The 25,303-nt window shown below is 59.7% G+C and carries 22 protein-coding genes; 12 read left to right on the forward strand and 10 right to left on the reverse strand.

The features are described from left to right. The first annotated feature begins 7 nt into the window (after positions 1 to 7). The 3 genes from J3P95_RS18325 (at position 8) to J3P95_RS18335 (ending at position 2,496) form a co-directional block, all read left to right on the forward strand. Positions 8 to 736, forward strand: coding sequence for a hypothetical protein (locus tag J3P95_RS18325; RefSeq protein ID WP_434625967.1), 729 nt, complete (start codon positions 8 to 10; stop codon positions 734 to 736). 81 nt (positions 737 to 817) lie between these two features. After that, positions 818 to 2,107 carry a M18 family aminopeptidase gene (locus J3P95_RS18330; protein ID WP_434558172.1) on the forward strand — a complete coding sequence of 430 codons (1,290 nt, stop codon included), beginning with the start codon at positions 818 to 820 and terminating at the stop codon, positions 2,105 to 2,107. Between the two features lie 206 nt (positions 2,108 to 2,313). Beyond that, complete coding sequence (locus tag J3P95_RS18335; RefSeq protein WP_186610346.1) at positions 2,314 to 2,496, forward strand: hypothetical protein; 183 nt, start codon at positions 2,314 to 2,316, stop codon at positions 2,494 to 2,496. On the opposite strand, the gene J3P95_RS18340 is transcribed toward J3P95_RS18335, so the two are convergent. Next, positions 2,480 to 3,229, reverse strand: a complete 750-nt coding sequence (locus J3P95_RS18340) for a UTRA domain-containing protein (RefSeq protein WP_434558173.1) — start codon at positions 3,227 to 3,229, stop codon at positions 2,480 to 2,482. The two genes, J3P95_RS18335 and J3P95_RS18340, sit on opposite strands and share 17 nt — an antisense overlap. Before the next feature lie 349 nt (positions 3,230 to 3,578). On the opposite strand from J3P95_RS18340, the gene J3P95_RS18345 reads away from it, so the two are divergent. From J3P95_RS18345 to J3P95_RS18370, 6 genes are all read left to right on the forward strand, one after another. After that, a complete protein-coding gene (locus J3P95_RS18345) occupies positions 3,579 to 4,646 on the forward strand; it encodes an ABC transporter substrate-binding protein (protein ID WP_186637366.1) in 1,068 nt (355 codons plus the stop codon). A 124-nt stretch (positions 4,647 to 4,770) separates the two neighbouring features. Beyond that, positions 4,771 to 5,577, forward strand: coding sequence for an alkaline phosphatase family protein (locus tag J3P95_RS18350; RefSeq protein ID WP_434558174.1), 807 nt, complete (start codon positions 4,771 to 4,773; stop codon positions 5,575 to 5,577). Positions 5,578 to 5,582: 5 nt separating this feature from the next. Then, a complete protein-coding gene (locus J3P95_RS18355; protein ID WP_186610549.1) occupies positions 5,583 to 6,419 on the forward strand; it encodes an ABC transporter permease in 837 nt (278 codons plus the stop codon). Next, positions 6,406 to 7,206, forward strand: a complete 801-nt coding sequence (locus J3P95_RS18360) for an ABC transporter permease (RefSeq protein WP_434580192.1) — start codon at positions 6,406 to 6,408, stop codon at positions 7,204 to 7,206. Before J3P95_RS18355 ends, J3P95_RS18360 begins: the two co-directional genes overlap by 14 nt. Then, entirely contained in the window at positions 7,203 to 8,192 is a 990-nt protein-coding gene (locus J3P95_RS18365; RefSeq protein ID WP_434558175.1) for an ABC transporter ATP-binding protein, read from the forward strand. The genes J3P95_RS18360 and J3P95_RS18365 overlap by 4 nt, the downstream gene beginning before the upstream one ends. Positions 8,193 to 8,238: 46 nt before the next feature. After that, positions 8,239 to 8,892 carry an HAD family hydrolase gene (locus J3P95_RS18370; RefSeq protein ID WP_434558176.1) on the forward strand — a complete coding sequence of 218 codons (654 nt, stop codon included), beginning with the start codon at positions 8,239 to 8,241 and terminating at the stop codon, positions 8,890 to 8,892. Positions 8,893 to 9,094: 202 nt separating this feature from the next. Here the strand turns inward: J3P95_RS18370 and J3P95_RS18375 are convergent, their stop codons facing one another. Beyond that, on the reverse strand, positions 9,095 to 10,057 hold the full coding sequence (locus tag J3P95_RS18375) for a zinc-binding dehydrogenase (RefSeq protein WP_434580188.1): 963 nt from the start codon (positions 10,055 to 10,057) through the stop codon (positions 9,095 to 9,097). A 142-nt stretch (positions 10,058 to 10,199) separates the two neighbouring features. Here J3P95_RS18375 and J3P95_RS18380 point away from each other — a divergent pair, with 142 nt between their 5' ends. After that, complete coding sequence (locus J3P95_RS18380) at positions 10,200 to 12,278, forward strand: carboxy terminal-processing peptidase (protein ID WP_434563897.1); 2,079 nt, start codon at positions 10,200 to 10,202, stop codon at positions 12,276 to 12,278. A gap of 130 nt (positions 12,279 to 12,408) precedes the next feature. Then, positions 12,409 to 14,196, forward strand: coding sequence for a bifunctional diguanylate cyclase/phosphodiesterase (locus J3P95_RS18385; RefSeq protein WP_434558178.1), 1,788 nt, complete (start codon positions 12,409 to 12,411; stop codon positions 14,194 to 14,196). 171 nt (positions 14,197 to 14,367) lie between these two features. On the opposite strand, the gene J3P95_RS18390 is transcribed toward J3P95_RS18385, so the two are convergent. From J3P95_RS18390 to J3P95_RS18425, 8 genes are all read right to left on the reverse strand, one after another. Further along, positions 14,368 to 14,784 (reverse strand): hypothetical protein, encoded by a 417-nt coding sequence (locus J3P95_RS18390; protein ID WP_434580187.1) that lies wholly within the window; start codon positions 14,782 to 14,784, stop codon positions 14,368 to 14,370. 399 nt (positions 14,785 to 15,183) lie between these two features. Beyond that, positions 15,184 to 15,537: a hypothetical protein gene (locus J3P95_RS18395; protein WP_434580185.1), complete on the reverse strand. Its 354-nt coding sequence runs from the start codon at positions 15,535 to 15,537 to the stop codon at positions 15,184 to 15,186. Next, a complete protein-coding gene (locus tag J3P95_RS18400) occupies positions 15,537 to 20,327 on the reverse strand; it encodes an RHS repeat-associated core domain-containing protein (protein ID WP_434580183.1) in 4,791 nt (1,596 codons plus the stop codon). Before J3P95_RS18400 ends, J3P95_RS18395 begins: the two co-directional genes overlap by 1 nt. 209 nt (positions 20,328 to 20,536) lie before the next feature. Continuing rightward, positions 20,537 to 20,938, reverse strand: coding sequence for a sel1 repeat family protein (locus tag J3P95_RS18405; protein WP_434558181.1), 402 nt, complete (start codon positions 20,936 to 20,938; stop codon positions 20,537 to 20,539). Continuing rightward, complete coding sequence (locus tag J3P95_RS18410; RefSeq protein ID WP_003179080.1) at positions 20,939 to 21,310, reverse strand: hypothetical protein; 372 nt, start codon at positions 21,308 to 21,310, stop codon at positions 20,939 to 20,941. Continuing rightward, the gene (locus tag J3P95_RS18415; RefSeq protein ID WP_434558182.1) at positions 21,307 to 21,648 is read right to left on the reverse strand and encodes a helix-turn-helix domain-containing protein; all 342 of its coding nucleotides are present in this window, start codon (positions 21,646 to 21,648) and stop codon (positions 21,307 to 21,309) included. Before J3P95_RS18415 ends, J3P95_RS18410 begins: the two co-directional genes overlap by 4 nt. A gap of 113 nt (positions 21,649 to 21,761) precedes the next feature. Beyond that, entirely contained in the window at positions 21,762 to 22,217 is a 456-nt protein-coding gene (locus J3P95_RS18420; RefSeq protein WP_434558183.1) for a YkvA family protein, read from the reverse strand. Between the two features lie 293 nt (positions 22,218 to 22,510). Further along, positions 22,511 to 23,224 (reverse strand): FKBP-type peptidyl-prolyl cis-trans isomerase, encoded by a 714-nt coding sequence (locus J3P95_RS18425; RefSeq protein WP_434580181.1) that lies wholly within the window; start codon positions 23,222 to 23,224, stop codon positions 22,511 to 22,513. 267 nt (positions 23,225 to 23,491) lie between these two features. Here J3P95_RS18425 and J3P95_RS18430 point away from each other — a divergent pair, with 267 nt between their 5' ends. Next, a complete protein-coding gene (locus J3P95_RS18430; protein ID WP_434580179.1) occupies positions 23,492 to 25,297 on the forward strand; it encodes a di-heme-cytochrome C peroxidase in 1,806 nt (601 codons plus the stop codon). Positions 25,298 to 25,303 lie beyond the last annotated feature (6 nt).

The following is a 25,303-nucleotide window of genomic DNA, read 5'->3' on the forward strand; positions in this document are numbered from 1 at the left end:
GCGACAGTTGATCGTCAATCGCCGCAAGCGCACGGTGACGCGCGCGACAGCGATTATCCTCGGCAGCAAACAGTCTCTGTTCGCGAAGGTCCAGCGCCTGGACAGCTTTCAAAGCAAAGTCCGCGTAACCTTCGGCACGCCCCGGCGCAACGGGCGCTTCGATTGGCCACTGGAAGAATTGCAGAACATGCTGCAGGCCCAGCATCGAGGTGTTCAGATGCCTGCGCTCCAGGGGTTCGGCTACACCCGCGGCGGATTAGGCCTGGCCCAGGATTATTTCCTTATCACCCAGTTGCTGGAAGGTTACACCGACGGCGCAAGATGGTTGGTCGAGCATCCTGGGCAAATCGAAGCATTCATCCGAAAATCGTTCGATCTGTTGGATTCCCTCACCAGTAGAAACATTAGTCACATGGATTTATGGGCGGGCAATCTCATGCAACCTGCTGATGGGCAATGCCCGCTCATGGCGATCGATTTCGAAAACTGTTTCTCCCGGCCAACGCTGTATCCCAGCGAAACACTCGGCTTTCAGCTCGGCTTTTTCTATCACCGGCAGATTTATCGATTCATCACCGAAGCCCGATACGACAGCCTGGTTGAGGACTACCTCAAACAGAACCCGACGGTTTCGATGACGGATTTCGACAAGGTTTACCAAGTCAGCAAGCACACCCACCTAGGTCGCAAGGAGCGCCGCGAGGTGTTTTTGCAGGGCCGGTTGATCCTCGGCTGACCCGCCCGGGGCGAGGCATTGGCCCTGCAATGTCGCGACCCGATGGGGTAAACTCCCGCCCATTGCTGTCTGGAGTTATTTATGCGCGCAGAGTTGAACCGGGGCCTCATCGACTTCCTCAAGGCCTCCCCCACCCCGTTCCATGCCACCGCCAGCCTTGTCCAGCGCCTGGAGACGGCGGGTTACCAGCGTCTTGACGAACGCGAAACCTGGGCCACCGAGGCCAACGGTCGTTATTACGTCACGCGCAACGATTCCTCGATCATCGCCTTCAAGCTCGGTCGCAACTCACCGCTGCACGACGGCATCCGCCTGGTCGGCGCCCATACCGACAGCCCTTGCCTGCGGGTCAAGCCGCAGCCTGAACTGCAACGCCATGGGTTCTGGCAACTGGGCGTCGAAGTCTACGGTGGCGCGCTGCTGGCGCCGTGGTTCGACCGCGACCTGTCGCTGGCCGGGCGCGTGACCTTGCGCCGCGACGGCAAGGTCGAGAGCCAGTTGATCGACTTCAAGGTCCCCATCGCCACGATCCCGAACCTGGCGATCCATCTCAATCGTGAAGCCAACCAAGGCTGGGCGATCAACCCACAGAATGAACTGCCGCCGATCCTCGCCCAATTCGCCGGCGACGAGCGCGTTGATTTCCGCGCCGTGCTCACCGACCAACTGGCGCGCGAACATGGCCTGAACGCCGACGTGGTGCTCGATTACGAGCTGAGTTTCTACGACACCCAAAGCGCCGCGGTCATCGGCCTGCATGGCGATTTCATCGCCGGCGCGCGCCTGGATAATCTGCTGTCGTGCTATGCCGGGCTGCAAGCCCTGCTGACCGCCGACACCGAAGAAACCTGCGTGCTGGTGTGCAACGATCACGAGGAGGTGGGTTCCACTTCGGCCTGCGGCGCCGACGGCCCGATGCTCGAACAGACCCTGCGCCGACTGCTGCCCGAAGGTGAGGAATTCGTACGCACCATTCAGAAATCCCTGTTGGTTTCTGCCGACAATGCCCACGGCGTACACCCCAACTATGCCGACAAGCACGACGCCAATCACGGGCCCAAGCTCAATGCCGGGCCGGTGATCAAGGTCAACAGCAACCAGCGCTACGCCACCAACAGCGAAACCGCCGGATTCTTCCGCCATCTGTGCATGGCCGAAGAAGTACCGGTGCAGAGCTTCGTGGTGCGCAGCGACATGGGCTGCGGCTCGACCATCGGCCCGATCACCGCCAGCCAACTGGGCGTACGCACCGTGGACATAGGCCTGCCGACGTTCGCCATGCATTCGATTCGCGAACTGTGTGGCAGCCATGACTTGGCGCACCTGGTGAAAGTCCTGAGCGCGTTCTACGCCTGTCGCGAGTTGCCGTAAGCCTTCGTGGCGAGGGAGCTTGTTCCCGCTGGGTGGCGCAGCCGCCCCAAATTTGCAACTGAATGCAGATATGCCAGTGCTGCGCACTGGAGCGGGAGCAAGCTCCCTCGCCACAAGAGCGTCCGCTTCGAAATGTGCGGATGCTAATGATCTGCCCGCCAAACCCCAACTAGACTGACCTTATCGCTCCCGACAAGGCTGTCGCCATGATTTCCATGTCCTCGTTCAACGCCATGCTGGTGCCCATCATCGCCGGCATGATCCTGCTCGCCATCGGCTTCAACTTCCGCGATAAAAACGTCGGGGTGTTTGCCATGTGGATTGGCATGCTGCTTATCCTTTTGACCGTGCTGTTCAGGATCATGGCCAAGCTCAACGAATCGTCCTGAGCTCGTCACAAACTGGCTGTTCCGGGACGTCGACGCCGACATGAATCGCATCGTGCCGCCAGAACTCCAGGTCGCAATCGATCAGGCGCTGATGCTGGTCATAATTGACCCGGGCAATCCGCAGCCCAGGGCTACCGACCGAGACTTTCAGCGCCGCCGCCGCTTCGGGCTGTAACGACGTCGGCACGATCTCGAATCTCACCCGGCCGTAGTGCAGGTCGTAATGGCTCGCGTACAACTCAGTCATCGACTGGTTGAGGTCGAACTCGAGAATGTCCGGAAAATACAGCGGGTTCAGGTAATGCTCGACGTACAGCACCAGGCGTTCGTCGATACGACGGGTGCGGCAGATCTGGATGACGCTGGACAGCGCCGGTAATTGGAGCCAGGCGCATACCGCCGCCGAGGCAGGTTGCAGGCGCGCCGAGATCACTTCGGTGGACGGCACTCGTCCCTGGGCAGCGACCATGGCGTGAAAATGACTGCGCTGCATCAAGTTGTAGGCCAGCCGTGGCGGCGAGACAAACCAGCCTCGGCGCTCCTCCCGGTAGATCTGTCCCTGGGCTTCGAGCTGCAACAGCGCCTCGCGAACGGTGATCCGGGTGGTGCCGAACAATTCGCTGAGCTTGCGCTCGGCCGGCAACTTGCAACCGGGCGCCAGCAAGCCGTGGTCGATCTGCTCTTGCAGGACCTGCCCAATGGTTGTCACCGCCTTGGTTGCCTCAACGCGCATCAACGTTACCTATCTGGACTAGACCAGCACTGTTTCGGGGCAGGATCTTCACCGCGTCGATCCGCAATTCACGCCTGCAAGCCTAGGCCTTGACCATGACTGACAGATGACACAACCGCTGAACGGTCTACACATCGGCTTGCAATTAAGCGGCCAAGCCCTTGCAGATCAGTTATTTACTCATGGTCTACGCTTATGACGCAGCGACCCTCCATGAGCCTGACGACTGCTGGCGAACTTCCCATCGACATCAAAATGTCATGGGGCGCGCCTACATTGGCTCAGGTATTGCTGACCTAGACCAACACAACCGCAATCGCAGCGTTGAAAACGCCCATAGGAGCTTCGGATGAAACGGCTTTTCCTGGCATCACTGTTAGGCTCGACCATTGCCATGTGCACCGCCGCCATGGCCGCTGATACCGATCTGAAAACATTGGAAGCCGCTGCGAAAGCGGAAGGCGCCGTCAACAGCGTCGGCATGCCCGACGACTGGGCGAACTGGAAAGGCACCTGGGACGACCTGGCCAAGCTCTACGGTTTGAAACACATCGACACCGACATGAGCTCGGCCCAGGAAATCGCCAAGTTCGCCGCCGAAAAAGACAACGCCAGCGCAGATATCGGTGACGTTGGCGCGGCCTTCGGCCCGATCGCAGTCAAGCAAGGCGTGGTGCAACCCTACAAACCAAGCACCTGGGAACAGATCCCGGACTGGGCCAAGGACAAGGACGGCAACTGGGCACTCGCCTACACCGGCACCATCGCCTTCATCGTCAATAAGAAACTGCTGCACGGCTCCGATGTACCGACCAAATGGGCCGATCTGAAAACCGGTAAATACAAGGTCTCGATTGGCGACGTGAGCACCGCCGCCCAGGCCGCCAACGGCGTTCTGGCAGCCGCCCTGGCCAACGGTGGCAACGAGAAAAACGTTCAACCGGCCTTGTTGATGTTTGCTGAAATCGCCAAGCAGGGACGGCTGTCCATGGCCAACCCGACCATCGCCACGATGGAGAAAGGTGAAGTGGAAGTCGGTGTGGTCTGGGATTTCAACGGCCTGAGCTACAAAGCCAAGATGGCCAACCCGGATGACTACGTCGTGCTGATTCCGTCCGACGGCTCGGTCATCTCCGGCTACACCACCATCATCAACAAATACGCCAAGCACCCGAACGCCGCCAAGCTGACCCGCGAATACATCTTCAGCGACGCCGGGCAGATCAACCTGGCCAAAGGCAACGCCCGCCCCATCCGCGCCGAGCACTTGAAACTGCCGGAAGAGGTCCAGGCCAAGCTGCTGCCGAACGAGCAGTACAAAGGCGTGACCCCGATCAAGGATGCGGATGCGTGGGAGAAGACTTCCAAGGCACTGCCGCAGGCGTGGAATGAACAAGTCATCGTCGAGATGAAGTGAGGCGCTAGTCGCTCCGCTCGGAAAAGCAACAGAGAACCTGACGCGGGAGAAAGCCTGCTTGTTCCCGCGTCAGGTGCCTGGGTAAATCCGAGTTTTCTGGTATCTGTCCGGAGTCCCGGTCCCCATGAAGCACAACGTCATCCTGGTGCTGCTCGACGGCCTCAACTATGAAGTCGCCCGGCACGCCATGGGACATTTGCAGGCGTATGTTGGCGCAGGACGCGCGGCGCTCTACAAGTTGGAATGTGAACTGCCCGCCCTGTCCCGCCCACTCTACGAATGCATCCTCACCGGCGTCGTGCCCATCGACAGCGGGATCGTGCACAACGATGTCTCGCGCCTGTCCAACCAGCGGAGCATTTTTCATTACGCCACCGACGCCAACTTGAGCACGGCAGCCGCTGCGTATCATTGGGTCAGTGAGCTGTACAACGTGTCACCCTTCGTGGCCGGTCGGGACCGTCATACCGAAAACCCCGACCTGCCGATTCAATACGGGCATTTCTACTGGAATGACCACTACCCCGATTCCCATCTGTTCGCCGACGCCGAACACTTGCGCCAGCGCTACCTGCCGAACTTCTTGCTGGTGCACCCGATGAACATCGACGATGCCGGCCACAAGCACGGCCTCGACACCCCGCAATACCGCAACAGCGCCCGCTCGGCCGACATCAACCTGGCGGCCTACCTGCAAGCCTGGCTCGACGCCGGTTACCAGGTGTTGGTGACGTCGGACCATGGCATGAACAACGATCGCTCCCACAACGGCCTGCTGGCTGAGGAACGGGAGGTGCCGCTGTTTGTCCTCGGTGATGGCTTTAGTCTCAAGGCCGATGCGGCCCCTCGGCAGACCGAACTGTGCGGCACCATTTGCCGATTGCTCGGTGTCGCCCACGACAAACCTTATTGCCAGGAGTTGCTCAAGTGAACGCCATGACGCGCGGCAAATGGCTGGCAGCGTTGTGCCTGGTGCCCTTCGCGATTTTCTTCATCGTGTTCCAGATCGCCCCGCTGCTTTGGGTGCTGGTCAACAGCCTGGAATCGGAAGAGTTCGGCTGGGGCCTGGCCAACTTCAGCAAGATCTTCAGCTCAAAGTTTTACCGGCAGGCGATCCAGCACAGCCTGGAGATCAGCTTCTGGTCCAGCGTCTTCGGCATCATCATCGCCGTTCTCGGCAGCTACTCCCTGCGCCGTGTCGATTCGCGATTACGCAACTTCGTCAATGCGTTCGCCAACATGACCAGCAACTTCGCCGGCGTGCCCCTGGCCTTCGCCTTCATCATTTTGCTGGGGTTCAACGGCAGCATCACGATCATGCTCAAGCAGGCGGGGATCATCGAGGATTTCAACCTGTATTCGAAAACCGGGCTGATCATCCTCTACACCTATTTCCAGATTCCCCTCGGCGTGCTGCTGCTCTACCCAGCCTTTGATGCGTTGCGCGAAGACTGGCGCGAATCGGCCGCCCTGCTCGGCGCCAACGGCTGGCAATTCTGGCGACACATCGGTTTGCCGGTCCTGACCCCGGCGCTGCTGGGTACTTTCGTGATCCTGCTGGCCAATGCCCTCGGTGCCTACGCGACGGTCTATGCGCTGACCACTGGCAATTTCAACGTCCTGCCGATTCGCATCGCAGCCATGGTTTCCGGTGATATTTCCCTCGACCCGAACATGGCCAGCGCCTTGGCCGTAGTGCTGGTGGCGTTGATGACCCTGGTAACCATCGTCCATCAATTGCTGCTCAAGAGGAGCTATCATGTCTCGCGCTGAATCGAGCTCCGTCGGGCTCTATCATCGGGTGGTGGTATACCTGCTGTTCGCCATCCTGCTGCTGCCCTTGGTCGGCACGCTGGTCTACTCCATTGCCAGCAGTTGGTCGGCCACCGTGTTGCCCAGCGGCTTTACCTTTAAATGGTACGTGCAGCTGTGGAGCGATCCGCGCTTTCTCAATGCGTTCGGCCAATCGCTGATCGTCTGCGTCGGGGCGCTGGTGCTCTCGGTGGTGCTGATCCTGCCGCTGCTGTTCGTGGTGCATTACCACTTTCCCAAGCTCGACGCGCTGATGAACGTCCTCATCCTGCTGCCCTTCGCGGTGCCGCCCGTGGTGTCTTCGGTGGGGTTGTTGCAGCTCTATGGCTCCGGGCCACTGGCGATGGTCGGTACACCGTGGATTCTGATCGGCTGCTACTTCACCGTTGCCCTGCCGTTCATGTACCGGGCGATCACCAACAACCTGCAAGCCATCAACCTGCGCGACCTGATGGACGCCGCCCAACTGCTTGGCGCCAGCACTTTCCAGGCGGCGTTGCTGGTGGTGCTGCCGAACCTGCGCAAGGGCTTGATGGTCGCACTGTTGCTGTCCTTCTCGTTCCTGTTCGGCGAGTTCGTGTTCGCCAACATCCTCGTCGGTACCCGCTATGAAACCCTGCAGGTGTACCTGAACAACATGCGCAACAGCAGCGGTCACTTCACCAGTGCGCTGGTGATTTCCTACTTCTTCTTCGTACTGGTCCTGACCTGGGCGGCCAACATCTTGAACAAGGACAAAAGCCAATGAGCTACGTCAGCGTCCAACACCTGCAAAAAAGCTACGCGGGCACACCGGTGTTCAGCGACATCAATTGCGAAATCCACAAGGGCGAATTCGTCACCCTCCTCGGCCCTTCGGGCTGCGGCAAATCCACGCTGCTGCGCTGCATCGCCGGCCTGACCGCAGTGGACGCGGGCCAGATCCTGCTGGACGGCCAGGACATCGTGCCGTTGAGCCCGCAAAAACGCGGGATCGGCATGGTCTTCCAGAGCTACGCCTTGTTCCCCAACATGACCGTGGAGCAGAACGTCGCTTTCGGCCTGCGCATGCAAAAAGTCGCGGCCGACGACAGCCGCCAGCGCGTGCTGGAGATCCTGCGCCTGGTGGAGCTGCATGATTTTGCCGCCCGCTATCCCCATCAACTGTCCGGTGGTCAATGCCAGCGGGTGGCTTTGGCCCGTTCGTTGGTGACCCGGCCCCGCCTGCTGTTGCTGGACGAACCGCTGTCGGCCCTGGATGCGCGGATTCGCAAGCATCTGCGCGAACAGATCCGCCAGATCCAGCGCGAGTTGGGCCTGACGACGATTTTCGTCACGCACGACCAGGAAGAAGCCCTGACCATGTCTGACCGGATATTCCTGATGAACCAGGGAAAGATCGTCCAAAGCGGCGATGCCGAAACCCTTTACACTGCGCCCGTCGATGCCTTTGCCGCCGGCTTCATCGGCAACTACAACCTGCTCGACGCCGACACCGCCACCCGCCTGCTGCAACGCCCGGTGAACAGCCGCATCGCGATTCGCCCGGAAGCCATCGAGCTGAGCCGCAACGGCCAGGCCGATGCACTGATCCGCAGCCACAGCCTGCTGGGCAACGTCATCCGTTACCGGGTCGAGGCCCGTGGCGTGGAGTTGGTGGTGGATGTGCTCAACCGCTCGGCCGCCGACCTGCACCCGGATGGCGCACGATTGGCACTTTCCATCGATCCGTCGGCGCTGTGTGAGGTAGCCTGACGGCTCCATTGATTTTGAAGATGATTCTGAAAAGGGAAACGCGCTGATGGCCCTGGCAATATTTGATCTGGACGAAACCCTCATCCACGGCGACTGCGCCACGCTCTGGAGCGAACAGATGGGGCGCCTGGGCTGGGTCGACCCTGAGTCGTTCATGCGGCGCAACAACGAGCTGATGGATGCCTACAGCCACGGCAAGCTGCGCATGGAAGAGTACATGGACTTCAGCCTGGAACCGATGATCGGTCGTACGCCGGAAGAAATCGAGCACCTGGTGGCGCCCTGGGTGGAAGATTTCATCGAACCGATCATTTTCAGCGACGCTACCAAGGCCATCGCCGAACACCGCAAGGCCGGTGACCGGATCCTGGTGATCTCGGCCTCGGGCACGCATCTGGTCAAGCCGATTGCCGAACGCCTGGGCATCGACGAGATCCTGGCGATCGAGCTGGAGCTGGCCCATGGCGTCTACAGCGGCAAGACCGTGGGCACCCTGACCTACCGCGAAGGCAAGATCGAGCGACTGCTGGATTGGCTGGATGCCGAGGAAGAGAACCTCGAAGGCGCGAGTTTCTATTCCGATTCGCGCAACGATTTGCCGTTGTTGCTCAAGGTCGATTACCCGCACGTCGTGAACCCGGACCCAGTGCTGAAGGCCCATGCCGAATCGGCTGGGTGGCCGATTCATACCTGGAAATAGACAGGCGGGAAGAACACCCTGGCTCTTGTGGCGAGGGAGCTTGCTCCCGCTCGGCTGCGAAGCAGTCGTAAAACCAGCTGGCGCGGTCTACCTGGACGGTTGAGTCGCCCCTATTTGGTTGGGGGCGGCTGCGCCACCCAGCGGGAGCAAGCTCCCTCGCCACGGGGGCGATCCATACTGCTCCCACAGGTCTACGCAAAAATCAGCTCAGGCTCTCATCTATCACCAGCACCAATTTCCCAGACACCTGATTGGTCGCCAGCTCCGCGAACGCCGCTTCGGCATCCTTGATCGCAAACGTCTTGGCCAATTGCGGGCTCAGGCGTTTGTCGGCGAACAATGGCCATACGTTCTGGCCCAGGTCGCTGATCAGGTCGGCCTTGAACGGGTCGTTGCGGCTGCGCAGGGTCGAGCCGAGCAATTGGATGCGCTTGCCCAGCACCTGGGCCAGGTCGAATTCGGTCGTGCGCCCGCCCATGAGCCCGATCAGCACCCAGCGCCCGTCAACTGACAAAAGTTTCACGTTGAGCGAGGCGTAGTTGGCGCCGACTGGATCGAGGATCACGTCGAACGGCCCGAAGTCGTTCAGGCTGTTGATGTCGTCGGTGCGCACCACGCCGCCCTGGGCGCCCAGCGCTTCGCAATAGGCCAGCCGATCCGCCGAACCGACGCTGACCCAGCACGGGTTGCCGAAAGCTTTGCACAGCTGGATTGCGGCCGAACCGACACCACTGGCCCCGGCGTGCAACAGCACTTTCTCGCCCGGTGTGAGGCCGGCGAGCTGGAACAGATTCAACCAAGCGGTGCTGTAAACCTCCGGCAGTGCGGCGGCTTCGGCCATCGACAAGCCTTCGGGCACCGGCAGGACATGGCGGCCATCGACCACCACTTCCTCGGCCATTGCACCGCCGGCCAGTAATGCGCAAACCCGGTCGCCGACCTGCCAGGAAGAGCCTGGCCCGACCTCGCTGATCACCCCGGAACATTCCAGCCCCAACACCTCGCTCGCGCCGGGTGGCGGGGGATAATGCCCGGCCTTTTGCAACAAATCCGCCCGATTCAGGCCAGCGGCCGCCACGCGGATGCGAACTTGCCCCGCATCACAGGCCGGACTCGGCTCATCTGCCCATACCACTTGGCCTTCAACGCCTTGCAATGCTTTCACGGTGCCTCCATAGTGAGTCTCGACTGGGCCCGCTGCTGTAACAACGCCGGGCTTTCTTGCATTATGCGCCCGGGCCACATGGAACCGGCGACTTCAAAGACGGCCTAATATGCGTGATCAATTGTCCCTGCGTCGAATCAGCATGAAGCACTTTTTTCCCAGCACCGCACTTGCCCTCCTCATTGGCCTTGGCGCTTCAACGCTTTCGAACCCTGTGTTCGCGGCCAACAGCTGGGACAAGCTTCAGCCCGATCGCGACGAGGTGATTGCCAGCCTCAACGTGGTTGAGTTGCTCAAGCGGCATCACTACAGCAAGCCGCCACTTGATGACGCACGTTCCGTCATCATCTACGACAGCTATTTGAAGCTGCTTGATCCGTCGCGCAGTTATTTCCTGGCCAGCGACATCGCCGAATTCGACAAGTGGAAAACCCAGTTCGACGACTTCCTCAAGAGCGGCGACCTGAACGCCGGGTTCACCATCTACAAGCGCTACCTGGACCGCGTGAAGGCGCGTCTGGACTACGCCCTTGCCGAGCTGAACAAAGGCGTCGACAAGATCGACTTCAATGCCAAGGAAACCTTGCTGGTCGATCGCAAGGACGCCCCTTGGCTCAAGAGCACAGCCGAACTCGACGACCTGTGGCGCAAGCGCGTCAAGGACGAGGTGCTGCGCATGAAGATCGCCGGCAAGGATCCCAAGCAGATCCAGGAAACCCTGACCAAGCGCTACAAGAACCAATTGGCGCGCCTGGACCAGACCCGTGCCGAAGATGTCTTCCAGGCCTACATCAACACCTTCGCCATGTCCTACGACCCGCACACCAATTATCTGTCGCCGGATAACGCGGAAAACTTCGACATCAACATGAGCTTGTCGCTGGAAGGCATCGGCGCGGTGCTGCAGAGCGACAACGACCAGGTCAAGATCGTGCGCCTGGTGCCGGCGGGACCCGCCGACAAGACCAAGCAAGTCAGCCCGGCGGACAAGATCATTGGCGTCGCCCAGGGCAACAAGGAAATGGTCGATGTCGTCGGCTGGCGCCTGGACGAAGTGGTCAAGCTGATCCGCGGCCCGAAAGGCTCGGTGGTGCGCCTGGAAGTCATTCCGGCCAGTAATGCGCCGAACGACCAGACCAGCAAAGTCGTGTCCATCACCCGCGAAGCGGTGAAGCTGGAAGAACAGGCAGCGAAGAAGTCGGTCCTCAAACTGAAACAGGATGGCAAGGACTACAAGCTCGGCATCATCGAGATTCCCGCGTTCTACCTGGACTTCAAGGCTTTCCGCGCCGGAGACCCGGACTACAAGAGCACCACGCGCGACGTGAAGAAACTGCTGACCGAATTGCAGAAGGAAAAGGTCGACGGCGTGGTCATCGACTTGCGCAACAACGGCGGCGGCTCGCTGCAGGAAGCCACCGAGCTGACCAGCCTGTTCATCGACAAGGGCCCGACCGTGCTCGTGCGTAACGCCGATGGCCGCGTCGATGTCCTCGAAGATGAAAATCCTGGCGCGTTCTACAAGGGCCCGATGGCGTTGCTGGTCAATCGCCTGTCGGCCTCGGCCTCGGAAATTTTCGCCGGCGCCATGCAAGACTATCACCGGGCGCTGATCATCGGCGGCCAGACCTTCGGCAAAGGCACCGTGCAGACTATCCAGCCGCTGAACCATGGGGAACTGAAACTGACCCTGGCGAAGTTCTACCGGGTTTCCGGCCAAAGTACCCAGCACCAGGGCGTACTGCCTGACATCGATTACCCGTCGATCATCGACACCAAGGAAATCGGTGAAAGTGCCCTGCCCGAAGCCATGCCGTGGGACACCATCCGCCCTGCGATCAAGCCGGCCGTGGACCCGTTCAAACCGTTCCTGGCCCAGCTCAAATCCGAGCATGACGCCCGCTCGGCCCAGGACGCGGAGTTTGTATTCATTCGCGACAAGCTGGCCTTGGCACAAAAGCTGATGACCGAGAAAACCGTCACCCTCAACGAAACCGACCGCCGCGCACAGCACGCCGATATCGAAGCCAAGCAATTGGCGATGGAGAACCTGCGCCGCAAGGCCAAGGGCGAAGAGCCGCTCAAAGAGCTGAAGAAAGAAGACGAAGACTTGATCACCGAACCGGAGAAGACCAAGCCGGAAGACGATGCCTACCTGAGCGAAACCGGGCGGATCCTGCTGGACTACCTGAAACTTAATACGACGGTCGCCACGCATTGAGATGATGGCCATTTAATGGTGATGCTCGTCGGAGTGTCATCAAACTGACATCAGTCTGTCGTGAAATACAGGACCGGGCGCACCCCAGCAGGGGTTGCGCCCAGTCCTTTTTTTATCGCCAGAGATCGCCATGACCACGACAGAACAGCTGGGTGCCTTGAACTCAATCCTGAGTCAAAGCGGATTGCACAGCCTGTTCCAACCAATCATTTGCCTCTCCGAACGACGTATCCTGGGCTACGAAGCCTTGACTCGTGGCCCGTCCAACAGCCCATTGCATTCCCCCATCGCTTTATTGTCCGTGGCCCGCCAGGCCGGAAGGCTGAGCGAGCTGGAGCTGGCCTGCCGACGCAGCGCCTGCCAACGTTTCAACGAGCAGAAGCTGCCCGGCAAACTGTTCCTCAACGTTTCGCCCGAGTCGCTGCTGGAATCGGCGCACCAGACCGGCCGCACGTTGCAACTGCTACAAGACTTTGGCATCCCGCCCAGCCAGGTCGTCATCGAATTGACCGAACAAACCCCCATCGATGATTTCCAGCTCTTGCAGACCGCCCTTCACCACTACCGCGCCATGGGCTTTTCCATCGCACTGGATGATCTGGGCGCTGGGTATTCAAGCCTGCGTCTCTGGTCTGAACTGCGGCCGGATTATGTGAAGATCGACCGGCATTTCATCGACGGCATCCACCAGGACGCGCTCAAGCGCGAGTTCGTCGGTTCCATCCTTAAAATCGCCCAGGCGTCACGGGCCCAGGTAATTGCCGAGGGCATAGAACTGCCAGAAGAATTGGCGGTGTTGATTGAAATGGGGGTCGATCTGGTCCAAGGGTATCTGCTCGCCCGCCCCCAGGAACATCCTTCCCAGGACGCCAGGGCCCTGATGCCCCGACAGGACAGCGGCGTGGTGCCATTGACCGAGGAAGTCAATGACCTCGGCGCCCTGCTCAACGAACAACCGGCCGTGGCGCACCGCACGCCAACGGCCACCGTGCTGGAAGCGTTCCGGCGCCAGGCCAACCTCAATTCCCTGGCGGTGCTGGACGATCAGGGCCAACCGTGCGGCATCGTGCATCGCCACTCGCTCTCGGACGCCCTGCTCAAGCCCTTCGCCACCGACCTGTTCGCCCGCAAACCGATCAGTCGGCTGATGAGCGACGATTTCCTCGCGGTGGAATTGAGCCAGTCGCTGCAACAAGTCAGCCGCCTCATCACCAGCCGCGCCCGGCAGCGCATTGAAGAAGACTTCATCATCACCCTCAACGGCAGCTACATGGGATTGGGCCGGGTCATCGACGTGCTCAAGCTGATCACTGAACTGAAAATCCAACAGGCCCGCTACGCCAACCCGCTGACCTTGCTGCCGGGCAACGTACCAATCCAACAATGCCTCACGCGCCTGTTGCAGCAACGCCAGGAGTCGGTGATCTGCTACGTCGACATCGACAGCTTCAAACCCTTCAACGATATCTATGGCTACGGCCGCGGCGACGAAGTCCTGCTGTGCCTGGCCCAGTGCCTGAACGAACGCATCGACCCCAGCCGCGACTTCGTCGGCCACATCGGCGGCGACGACTTCCTATTGGTCCTCGGCCCGGACGACTGGCGCAAACGCCTGAACCTGCTGCTGACCGACTTCCAAACCCACTGCCGCCGCTTCTACCGCCCTGAACACCTGGAAGCTGGATGTTTTACCGCGTTGAATCGCCAAGGCGTGCGACAGGAGTTTGCGTTGCTATCGCTGTCGATTGGGGTGGTGCATTTGCGTTCGGAGGCCTGTGCTGGATTGGATGCCAGTCAGTTGGCGGAGATGGCTTCCCAGGCGAAGCATCATGCAAAGGAGATCGTAGGGGGGAGTTTGTATTTGATTGATGGGGGGGTTGGGCGGGTGCCGGCCTTGGAGTTGGGTTTGTCGGTGTGAAGGTGGGTTGCCTTCACGCCAACGGAATGGCAGCTACAAATCCTGTGGCGAGGGAGCTTGCTCCCTCGCCACGGAAAAGCGATTTGGTAATCAGCTCGATTCATCTATCTCGGACATCAAAGAGGCTTTGTTTGCAAGGTAGCTTCACTATCAAATATTGTCTTATACGGATTACCAGGTTGCAGGGTCTTCCTGGTTGGCCTTATCAAGATCCCCGCCCCACTCTTCCGCCAGATACTTATAGATATCCTCAAAGAAAATTCTGAAATCTTGCATTTCATCCCACTCCGGTGGAAGGGCTGAATGTGAAACCACGTCGTGTTCGAACAGAGCATTGAAATCATAGTCCGGGTCATCAAGCGCAATTGCGAGCACACAAAAAAACAAGAACTTGTGTCGATAGCTTAGATTCCTAAAGCGATGCACTACATACTTACAAATCAAGTCCTTCCGATCTTCAGCACTATTGAGATCGAACTGCGACAGCTCCTCACCCAAGGTCTCTTCGCGATCATATACCTCGAAGCCGCCGAGAAAATGACCAATCTGAGGGTCATAGGGACGATCAAGAAACGGATGCATCAACATCAAAACCTCCTACGGGATAATAAGCGACCGGACGTAGCGTTTCGTAATCGAATCGGACTTCGAATATATTTATTTCGCTTTGAAATATTGGATTCTCTCTATCATTTACGTTGGGTATGTATCCCTGCCCAACCTTGGGCATATACATGCGCACGATTGGATTGCCTCTCTTGTCTTCGCCCGTAAAGCGTGGCAGGCCTCGTGCTTCCCGGGTTAGCGCTTCATTTATGGCTTGATGCTGTAGTCGAAAACTATTGAATTTGGTGCTGCAGTTAGCTCTCCACTGCCTGTGCCTTGGGGACTGTACGTTTTCAGTGCGGTTTTCCAATGAGATTTCGCCAGGCATGTACGAACCATATTTTTTTGACTTCCTCAAACAAAACCCCCTCTAAATCATAATTACTGAATTACTTCTAAATGATATCGAATCAAGCAATCCAATAATATCCCCATAAAGCGACGCTGATCCTTAACATCATCATCGAAATATGTCGTTATCTTCGAAAACACCTCATCAAAATTTTCCCCCTTCGCCAGATAAAACGTGATTTTTTCGATAAACCATTCGCGCTCATGAGATTTAAATATCAAAAAGTCCGGTTTGAGCAAGGAATCAAATAATTCTACCAATTCAGAATCAGAGTTAACATCCTTCGAAACAATGGCCTCCTCTCTAGCCTCATCTATCGTATTCTCTATATCAAATACAAATAGAAGACTTCTTAGCACAACCATATCAGACGACATTGTCATTACTCAAATTCCGTATAGCTAGTTATTGGAAGACCGGCATCATTCAATATCACCACTGCTTTCGTTTGACGCCCATATTGTAATCCGTCTTTTTCATACCCCTCTCCTATCACTCTTCCAAACTCAATTGGCTCGCGGGATTGCCTAAGACCACTTCGCCTAAAAATTAGTTTCGCCCTATGTATGGCGTTCCATTGATCTCGATGACTTACGAAGCGTGTCGCCGCTGAAGGAATTTTCGGCTGACCTTCCCTACGGCCCCTCGTATGAACTTCAATCTCCCCCGTCCCGGGGTTCCGGCCGGTCGTAACGCGTTCTAACTGAGCGTCCGCCGTAGTCTGGGCACCATGTTTCTCTAGGAAATGCGCGCCCTCAATCGATCTTTCCATTTCATCCAAACGTCGATGAGCATTCGCCTCCCCCAACTCATCAATCCGCGCCCGCCGCTGCTCCGCCGTCATCGGCAGCGTCGGCTCGCCTTCATCCATCCCAACCTTAGCCGCCGGATCGTGCTCGCCAACTGCCGGCTTCTTGCACCCGTCACCCGGACAGCCTTCCAACCCCAACGGATCCACCCACCCCGTCGGGTTCAGGGTATACCGATACCCGTTAAGCCCACCCTTGAGCTTGCTCGGATCCGCCGTCAGGTACCGCCCTGTCTCCGGATTGTAGTAGCGATGGCGGTTGTAGTGCAGGCCGCTTTCCCGGTCGTGGTATTGCCCTTGGAAACGTAGCGGTTGATGTATTCGGGGACCGTCGCCGTGACGCAGTTCGGTGAGTTTGCCGTAGCCGCTGTAGCGCGCTGCCCAAACCACTTCGCCTTGGTGGCTGGTCAGTTCCTGCGGCGTGCCGAGATGGTCGAGGTGGTAGTAGAACGGCGTGGCTTTTTCTGGGCCTTCGCCTTCGAGCAGGGCGAGGGGACGGAAGGTGCCGGGTTCGTAGATGTAGCTTTGGTAGTGCTGGTCGCTGCTTTCGGCGATGACCTGGTCGCCTTGCCAGATAAATTCGCTGGTCTGGTCGTCCACGGTCTTGCTGATGCGTCGGCCGAAGGCGTCGTAGCGGTAGGACGTTTCGTTGCCGTCCGGGCTGGTGACGCCGATGAGGCGGTGTTGGCTGTCGTAGCGGTATTCGGTGACCAGGCATTGGGCCGTGCCGCGGCGTTCGCGGACGAGGTTGCCGTAGGCGTCGTAGTCGTAATGGCGGTCGCCCTCCATTAATAGGCGGTTGCCCTTGAGGGTGGTCGGGCCGGGGCGGTCCTGCATCAGCAGGTTGCCGGCCGGGTCGTGGGCGAAGCGTTCCGGGGCTTGGCTGTGGGCGTAGTCGATGCGCAGCAGGCGATCTTGCTTATCGTATTGGTAGCTGCGGCGGTTTCGTGTGTCGGACAGCGCGGCGAGGTTGCCGCCCGCGTCGTAGGAATAGTCGCGCCAGAACAATTGCTGTTGCTGGGTCTGCCACACGGTCTGGGCCTTGAGGCGGCCTTGTTCGTCGTAACTGTAGTCGCTGAGCAGCCGGCCCTGCTGGCGTTGGGTCTCGCGTCCGCCTTTGAAGCGGTGTTCGGTCAGGCACGTGCCGTTGAGGTCGATGGCAATCAGCGCGCCGCCCGGGAGGTGGCGGTAGTCGAGGGTGCTGCGATCGGGCAGACGGCAATGGATCAGCCGGCCCGCGCTGTCGTATCGATAACGCAGGGTGGCCCAGCCTTGGTGTTCGGCGACGAGGCGGTCTTGCGCGTCGTATTCGTAGGCCAGCGGCCAATGACCGTCGTCGACACTGACCAGACGCCCAAGGCCGTCGTAGCGGTACTCGACCGTTTCGCCGTCGGGCAAGGTCTTGCGCAGCAGGCGTCCTGCAGAATCCCTTTGGTAAGCGGTGACCCGTTGATTACCGTCGGAACCAAACTCGGTCTTTTCCAGCAGGTGACCGTTGAGGTCGTAGGCGTAGCCGGTGCGCTGGCCGTCGAAGCCGGTTTCCTGTCGGATCAGTCCGTTGGGCGTGTAGTCCAGCTGATATTTTTCACCGGATTCGTTCTCGATTTCCGTCAGCAACAGCCGCGCCGAGTCATAGCGGTATTTCAGCTCGCTGCCGTCGGGGTTGAGGCGGCGGCTGATCAGGTGCAGGTCGTCGGCGTATTCGTAGCGGGTGATGCGCCCCAGTTCGTCGCGTTCGGCGCTGACCTTGCCGTAGGCGTTGTAGCTCCAGGCGCGGGTTGCGCCGGTGGGCAAGGTGGTTTGCAGCAAACGGCCCACGGCGTCCCATTGGCAATGGGTGATGGCGCCATGTTCGTCCTGGCGGGTCAGCAAACGCCCGAGGGCGTCGTAGGAAAAGATCCGCTGGCTGTCGTCGGGCAGGATTTCTTCGGTCAACTGGCCTAGGCGATTACGGACAAAAGTGTGCTGGCTGCCGTCCGGGTAGCGGATGGAGATCAGCTGGCCTTGGGTGTCGTAGGAGTACCAGGTGCTGTGGCGATCCGGGTCGATCGCCTCGATCACATCGCCCTGTTCATTGCGCCGGTAGGTCCACACCGCGTTGCCGCGATGCCGGGCGTGCAGGAAACCGTTGCGGTACTCGTAGGACGTGGGCTCGCCTTCGGGCGGAATCAGCGCCGCCAGCCGTCCGACTTCGTCGTAGCGGTATTCGGTCACCGCGCCGAGTGGATCCTGCTCAGCGACCAGCCGACCCTGTTCGTCATAGGCCTTGAGGTGTTCGCCGCCATCAGGATCGACTTGGCGCACCAGCCGCGCGCGGTCGTCATGGACGTACACTTCCCGGCTGCCATCGAGGTTCTGGACCGTGACGCTACCGTCCTCGCCCCAGCTGTAGCGGCTGTCCATCTGCGCGAACGAGGCCCAGTGCCGCACGCAGCGGGCCGCCGGGCCGAGGCCTTGCCATTCCCAATAAAAACTCGCCCCGCCGGCCAGTTGCCGTTGGAGGATGACGTGCTGGTCGTCGTAGTCGTAGCGTTCACTTTCGCCGGCGGCGTTGGTCGCTTCGATGAGTCGCCAACGCGCGTCGTAGCGGTAGCTCACCAGCGTCTGTTCGGTGCGCCAGGCTTCGTCCGGCAGCAGTTCCAGGTGAAAACTCTGGTAGTCGATGGCGACCAGGTGGCGGTGTTCATAACGCAGGCGCAGGCAGCGCCGGGCACCGTTGTCCAGGCGGCTGATGTCGCCGTAGATGTTGCGCTGGATCGTCAGGCGGTTGTCGTACCGATCGCTCAGGGCAATCAGATGACCGTCGCGAAAGTGTAGGAAAGGCGCACCGTCGCCGGGTTGGGCGATGATCAGTTCGTCCGGCTCGCTGCTCATATAAATGGCGGCGCGGGCCAGGCTGTTGTGGATTGCTGGACGTTGGATATTAGGTCGCGGAAAGGTCGTGCGACGGTTTTCCTGATCGATCCAGATGACCTGCTCGCCTTCAATCAAAAGGCGATGGGCCAGGGCATGGCTCCAGCCACGGCCGAGGCCAATGTCCAGGTCGGCGGCGCTGGTGCGATAAAGGCGGGTGAAGACGAAGGGCAAACGCCCGTCGAGGGTGCCGTCTTCCAGGGTCAGCAGTTCTTCGCCGGTGACCATCGACACCGGACAGCCGTGGGTGCGGGTCTGGTCGGCGCTGTCGGCGGGGTCGCCGTTGGGGTTTTTCGATTGGGCGGGGGCGTCGTCGTGGGGTTGGTCTTGTTTCAGCGTGGTATTGCGCTTAGCGTCCCAGCGCAGTTGCATCCGGCCCTTTTTCACAGCGGCGGTGATGCCTCGCGCCGCCACGGTTTTGTAGCGGTCCACGTAGGCCATGAAACCGTTCACCACTGCGAAGATGGCACGAATGAAACGCTTCGCGGCCTCCAGCAGGCGAGCGCTGTGCCGAACCAGGCGCATCGACAGATAAGCAATGCCGGCTCCCGCCGCGGCGAAGGTCAGGACCACGCCGATCAGCAGGTCGATCACCAACTGCACGAGCATTGTGGATAACGCTTGGGCCGTGCTGCCGGCGAGCTCACTGGGCGGCAGCATGTCCAGCCAGAGACTGGCGGTGCGCACCAGCAGGCACAGCGCCGCTTCGTCACTGGCCAGCAGCTGCAGCTTCGCCATGACCTGCGGTGCCGACTGTGCAAGCTTGGCTAGATCGGCCGCTCCGCTGCCCAACTCCGCGCCGAACCGAGCGGGGTCCTTGAGGATGTCCGAGATCAGGCCGATGCTGTCCCACACCCCTTCGATCGCTGCCCAACCGCCGGCGAGCAGGCCATTGCCCACCGCAGCCGCCGACGTAGCCAGGGATTGCTGCGCCCACTGCGGCTTGAAACCCTGCCACTCGCCGCGCAGCCAGTCCGTCAGATCGGAGGTCAGGCCGTCGTAGGAAGAAAACAGTTCTTCGATTTGCTTGGGAGATACCTCGCCTTGGACGTGTACCTGATAGTAGCGACCCGCTTCGCCTTTGAAGGTCCCCACGCCTTGGGCATCCAGCGTGACCGGCGTGATCTTTCCAGTGCCGACCTCCACCACATCTACAACGATGCCGCCCAGCGGAATGTCGTACACCGACTCGAGCTTGCTCTCGATCGTCAAGACGCCGCCCTTGGGGCACCGGGCGACGGTGGAGAGAAAATCCGTGTCCTGAATGCTGACCGCCGTGGTGCTGTCACCGAAGCGGATCACCCGCTCCATGCCCATCAATGAAGGCAGGTCGGCTAGCTGGCTAGCGCCGTCCACAGCGCGGCTGTACCAACTCTCGAGCTGCTCGCGGTAAAGGGGAAGGGTCTCTTTGAAACTGTCGAGTGCGTCCTCGATGCGGCGCACCTGATCCATCAAGGCACCGCTCGATCAGAGGCCAACAGGAAAAATCGATCAGGCATGGGCAGGCGTCTCGCGAGGGAATCGGGAAGCGCGAGACTGTGCCGGGGAAGGCCGGAGAATTAAGTCAGATAAGGAGACGGACAGCGTAGGACTATTCTGAGATTTGCCCTAAAGGACATGCCCCATTAGCGAAGAAAAGAAATACCGCCTGTGGATAACAGCTAAGGGGACTGGTCTTCGAGCGCCTTGAGCTTGATCTCGGCCAGCGGATGCCCGGCCTTTGCGGCCAGGGTCCACCAGCGCGCCGCTTCGGCCGGATCCGGCGCTTTAGTGGCAGTGCCGGCGAGGCTGATGACGCCGACCTGATAGGCGGCCTTGCCATCCCCGGCCAGTGCGGCCAATCGCAGCAGGCGAATGCCCTCCTCCCGCGCGCCCAGCCCCTGGCCGCGAAACGTCAGGATATGCCCGTAGAAACTCTGGGCGCCGACATCACCCAGGTTCGCCATGCGTGCAAACTGACCTTCGAGCCAGGCCCAGCCACGCGGCTGTCGGACGAACCATGACCAATGAAACAACCGCCGCGCCAGCCAATAGCCGGCCCGCGCCTTGATGCGCCAGAGCACTCAGGCTTCCGCCGATTCGGGGTACTCGTATTCGAACACCCGAACCACTTCCGAAGCATGCCAGGACGCAGCGGCGACGCCGTCGGAAGGACCGGAAAAACGGCCGAGGCGTTCGACACATTCGAAGAAACCGGTGCGCGGCAATCGGCTGGCACCCTGGCTGATAACCAGCGAACTGCGCAGCGGCTGTTCAGCCCGGGCGTCCAGCGCGGCCAGGTGCTCGAGCGCGGCGGTCAAGGTCTGCATCGCCGGGCTTGGAAGCTGCAAGCGTTCCAGCAAGGCGCGGTATGTCAGCAAATGGCGCTGGCGACGTGCCTGGTCCAACTCCCCCAACAACCCATCCCAATGTTGTCGACTGATGCGTACACTCACGATTCATCCCTCCAACCCGGCACCGTCAGTTCCCAGGCCAGGCTGCGCTTGATCGCGGCATCGGGTTGACGCTCGCCGCTTTCGATCATGGCCAGATAAGACGGGCTGATGCCTACCGTGCGGGCCAGCGCCTCGATGGCAATGCCCTTCCCTTCGCGCAAGCTGCGCAACTGATCCAGACCAGGAAGGACCTGATCGGGTGCCGCCGTATCCTGGGCTTTTGCCTGCCGCGGCGGAGCTTGATTGAGACCTGCTGCCTTCAATAACGACTGGTACTGATCCCACGGCAAAACCGCGTACTCGGGCTCTCCGTCGCGTGTGATTATTTGAATATCCATGTTTACCCCGTAGGACAACAACACTTAGCGAGTCAGCTTTTTTCCTTGGAAGTGTAATCCTAAATAGCAGCCGAGGTCGCGGGGCGATGATGTTCTGGGATAAACAGGCGGGATCAGGTCTTTTTCGGACCTTGGAGCTGGAGTTGTTCCGGGGTGTCGGGAAGTCTTTCGACCAGCGCGAGCTTCTCGGGTGACTGCTGGTCACGCCAGGCGCGGAAGGCACTGAGTTCGTCGTCGAGTGTTTTCATGATCCAGGCTAGCACGGCGATGTCGTCGAACATGCCAAACATCGGCAGCAAGTCTGGAATCGCGTCCAGGGGGCTGAGGAAATACATGAGCCCCGCCACGACCGACAATAACGACTTGGCACTGACCGCCCGGTACTCGCCACGCCAGTAGGCCAGGCACAACGCCTGCAACAAGCGCAGGTCTTCCTTGAGCTTGCCCAGCCGGCCGCCCTCGCGCGCGCCTTTGCTGGCAACGGCGAACAGCAACGTCGGCAGTCTACCGCGGGCCAGCAGCCGTCCCGCCAGAGGTAGAAACCGAGTGAAATTCCACGGGGCCTTCATTTTTTCTCCCACTGAAATGTTATCCACACAAATTGTGGATAACCTTGTGAACAGAGCTGCATTTCACCGCTGAAGCCCCCGTTTAATAAGGGCCCGGCTTAGATCGGGCGTTTTTTACTCACATAAAAAAACCCAATATTTCATTGACTTGATCGGCCAACTGCGTCTAGCGCAGCGCCTGTATTGCCTATGACTGTAGCCCGCCGGGAGCGTTCGGTTTTTTTGTCATTCACCGAACGCCAGATGCAACAACGCCCCGCATAAGCGAGGCGTTGTCGTTATAGCAGACGCGATTACTTGGCTGCGCCTTCTTTTGCCGGATCCTTGATTGCCAGCAGCTCCAGGTCGAACACCAGGACCGAATTGGCAGGGATAGCCGGGCTCGGGCTCTGGGCACCGTAGGCCAGGTCGCTCGGGATGTACAGCTTGTACTTCTCGCCGACGTGCATCAGTTGCAGGCCTTCGACCCAACCCGGGATCACGCCGCTGACCGGCAGGTCAATCGGGCTGCCACGCTCCACGGAGCTGTCAAACACAGTGCCGTTGGTCAACTTGCCGGTGTAGTGAACGGTCACCACGTCGGTCGGCTTGGGCTGTGCGCCGTCGGCTTTCTTGACCACTTCATACTGCAGGCCGGAAGCGGTGGTGGTAACACCCGCCTTCTTGCCATTTTCTTCGAGGAATTTCTTGCCGGCCGCTGCCGACTCTTCACTCATCTTGGCCATGCGTTCTTCGGCACGCTTTTGCAGGGCGGCGAAGGCTTCGACCAGTTCTTCGTCTTTCAGCTTCTGTTCTTTCTTGCCGACGGCATCTTCGATGCCCTGGGCGACTGCTTTGGAGTCCAGGTCATCCATACCTTCCTGAGCCAGGCTCTTGCCCATGTTCAGGCCAATGCCGTAGGAAGCTTTTTGCGCCGGGGTTTTCAGCTCTACGCTGGTCTGCGAGTCACAACCCGCGAGTACCAGGCCAACCAGGGCTACCGCCGCCGCCAACCGATGCTGTTTCATGCTATTTCCTTGTTCATGCGCCTAAAGGGCAATCGAGTAAAGCCGCGAGCTTATCAGGCGGCCACGACCAATGGCTACCGGCATGTGAGCCACAAAGCGATGATAAGTTCAGGCCGGCAAACGCTTTTTGAACCTGGGCAGATGAAGCATCTGTCATCTATTACGTACAGAGACAACTTGCCACCCCCTACGGCCCGAGATAATGGCCACTTGCCGGCCGGGCGGCGCTGAGGCATAAGGGCATATCAGAAAAACAAGGACGTTACCGTGCGCCTCCTCTCTCGCATTCTCTTGCTCATCCTCGCATTGCTTGTCGTCGTCGTGGCCGTGGTGCTTTATTACGTCGCCAACCCGCGATTGCCGGCCTATACGCCTGTCGAGCAAGTGCACTACCTGGATCAGTGGAGCGCCGCCGAGCGCCAGACGTACTATTTCACCCCGCAGGGTACTCAGGTCAAAGGCCTGCGCTACGAGTGGTTCACGGCATTGGAGCTGCCGTTCTCGCAACAGCGCTTCGCGTCGCCCGAATACCTCGCGCGCTTCGGCTTCCTGGTCGATCCAGCGCAAAAAGCCACGCCGGACAATCCCGGTAATTTGCCGGTGGGCTTCACGCGGCATCAGAATGCGGGCAGCCGCGAGCAATATCTGGACATCACTTGTGCTGCTTGCCACACGGGCGAACTGCACTTCAAGGGCCAAGCGATACGGATCGATGGCGGCTCGGCCCAACACGTGTTGCCGTCGACTGTTCCGACATTACGCGGGGGCAGCTTCGGACAAGCCTTGGTCGCAAGTCTAGCTTCGACCTACTACAACCCCTGGAAATTCGAACGCTTCGCCCGCCAGGTGCTGGGCAAGGACTATGACGCCCGTCATGAACAGCTGCGCAAGACATTCAAGGTTTCCCTGGATACCTTTCTGCGCACGGCCTGGAACGACACCCATCGCGGTCTTTACCCCACCGAGGAAGGTCCGGGACGTACCGACGCCTTTGGCCGTATCGCCAACGCCAGCTTTGGCGATGCCATTTCAGCGGAAAACTACCGGGTCGCCAACGCGCCGGTGGATTACCCTCAGCTGTGGGAAATGTGGACATTTGACTGGGTGCAGTGGAACGGCTCGGCCCAGCAACCGATGGCGCGCAATGTCGGCGAAGCCTTGGGAGTCGGCGCCACGTTGAATTTCTTCGACGCCCAGGGCAAGCCGCTGCAGGGCGATGCGCGCTATCCTTCCAGCGTGCGCGTGCGCGACCTGAACAAGATTGAAGAAACCTTGCAACTGCTCAAGCCTCCGACATGGCCTGAGGCGCTGCTAGGCTCGATCGACAAGCCTTTGGCGGCCAAAGGCCGGACGCTGTTCACCGAGAACTGCGCCGGCTGCCATGTCCCGGAAGTGGTTCAGGGGCCTGACAGGCCTGTTCAACAATTGCGCATGTTGCCGGTGAAAGTGATCGGTACCGACCCCGGCACCGCCAATAATATCGCCGACCATCGCTTCAACCTGACCAGTCTGCAATGGGACCCGGCCGAGCTGGCGAAGCTGGAGGTGCACCTGCACCCGACGCCGACAGAGCCGTTGGATCTCAGCCAGGTTTCGGTTGCCAAGGGCCTGGCCTATGTCACAGCGTTTGTCGAAAACCGCGCTTATCGCGACGCCGGCGTGACGCCGGTCGAGCGCCCGGCCCTGGATGGTTTCGGGCTGCCCATCGGCGTGCGCGAATTGCGCGCTTATAAAGCCCGGCCGCTGGCAGGTGTCTGGGCCACGCCGCCATTCCTGCACAACGGCTCGGTGCCGACGATTTATCAACTGCTGTCTCCCCAGGCCGAGCGGGCGACGACCTTCTATAAAGGCAGCTTCGAATATGACCCGCGACATCTGGGCTATCGCACCGAAGCCTTTGCCAACGGTTTTCTCTTCGATACCAAGATTACCGGCAACCACAACAGCGGCCATGAATTCCGCTCAGGCGAGCGAGGCAACGGCGTCATTGGCCGCTTGCTGCAACCGCAGGAACGCTGGGCCTTGCTGGAATATTTGAAAGTGTTGGGCGGGTCGCTGGAGTCGCAACTGTAATGATGA

The sequence above is a fragment of the Pseudomonas sp. Z5-35 genome (assembly GCF_051131945.1).
GTDB lineage: Bacteria > Pseudomonadota > Gammaproteobacteria > Pseudomonadales > Pseudomonadaceae > Aquipseudomonas > Aquipseudomonas marvdashtae.

Coding starts and splice junctions, on each gene's coding strand:
- J3P95_RS18330 (WP_434558172.1), top strand. CDS start 818: ATGCGCGCAGAGTTGAACCGGGGCCTCATCGACTTCCTCAAGGCCTCC.
- J3P95_RS18335 (WP_186610346.1), top strand. CDS start 2,314: ATGATTTCCATGTCCTCGTTCAACGCCATGCTGGTGCCCATCATCGCC.
- J3P95_RS18340 (WP_434558173.1), bottom strand. CDS start 3,229: ATGCGCGTTGAGGCAACCAAGGCGGTGACAACCATTGGGCAGGTCCTG.
- J3P95_RS18345 (WP_186637366.1), top strand. CDS start 3,579: ATGAAACGGCTTTTCCTGGCATCACTGTTAGGCTCGACCATTGCCATG.
- J3P95_RS18350 (WP_434558174.1), top strand. CDS start 4,771: ATGAAGCACAACGTCATCCTGGTGCTGCTCGACGGCCTCAACTATGAA.
- J3P95_RS18355 (WP_186610549.1), top strand. CDS start 5,583: ATGACGCGCGGCAAATGGCTGGCAGCGTTGTGCCTGGTGCCCTTCGCG.
- J3P95_RS18360 (WP_434580192.1), top strand. CDS start 6,406: ATGTCTCGCGCTGAATCGAGCTCCGTCGGGCTCTATCATCGGGTGGTG.
- J3P95_RS18365 (WP_434558175.1), top strand. CDS start 7,203: ATGAGCTACGTCAGCGTCCAACACCTGCAAAAAAGCTACGCGGGCACA.
- J3P95_RS18370 (WP_434558176.1), top strand. CDS start 8,239: ATGGCCCTGGCAATATTTGATCTGGACGAAACCCTCATCCACGGCGAC.
- J3P95_RS18380 (WP_434563897.1), top strand. CDS start 10,200: ATGAAGCACTTTTTTCCCAGCACCGCACTTGCCCTCCTCATTGGCCTT.
- J3P95_RS18385 (WP_434558178.1), top strand. CDS start 12,409: ATGACCACGACAGAACAGCTGGGTGCCTTGAACTCAATCCTGAGTCAA.
- J3P95_RS18390 (WP_434580187.1), bottom strand. CDS start 14,784: ATGTTGATGCATCCGTTTCTTGATCGTCCCTATGACCCTCAGATTGGT.
- J3P95_RS18395 (WP_434580185.1), bottom strand. CDS start 15,537: ATGACAATGTCGTCTGATATGGTTGTGCTAAGAAGTCTTCTATTTGTA.
- J3P95_RS18400 (WP_434580183.1), bottom strand. CDS start 20,327: ATGGATCAGGTGCGCCGCATCGAGGACGCACTCGACAGTTTCAAAGAG.
- J3P95_RS18415 (WP_434558182.1), bottom strand. CDS start 21,648: ATGGATATTCAAATAATCACACGCGACGGAGAGCCCGAGTACGCGGTT.
- J3P95_RS18420 (WP_434558183.1), bottom strand. CDS start 22,217: ATGAAGGCCCCGTGGAATTTCACTCGGTTTCTACCTCTGGCGGGACGG.
- J3P95_RS18425 (WP_434580181.1), bottom strand. CDS start 23,224: ATGAAACAGCATCGGTTGGCGGCGGCGGTAGCCCTGGTTGGCCTGGTA.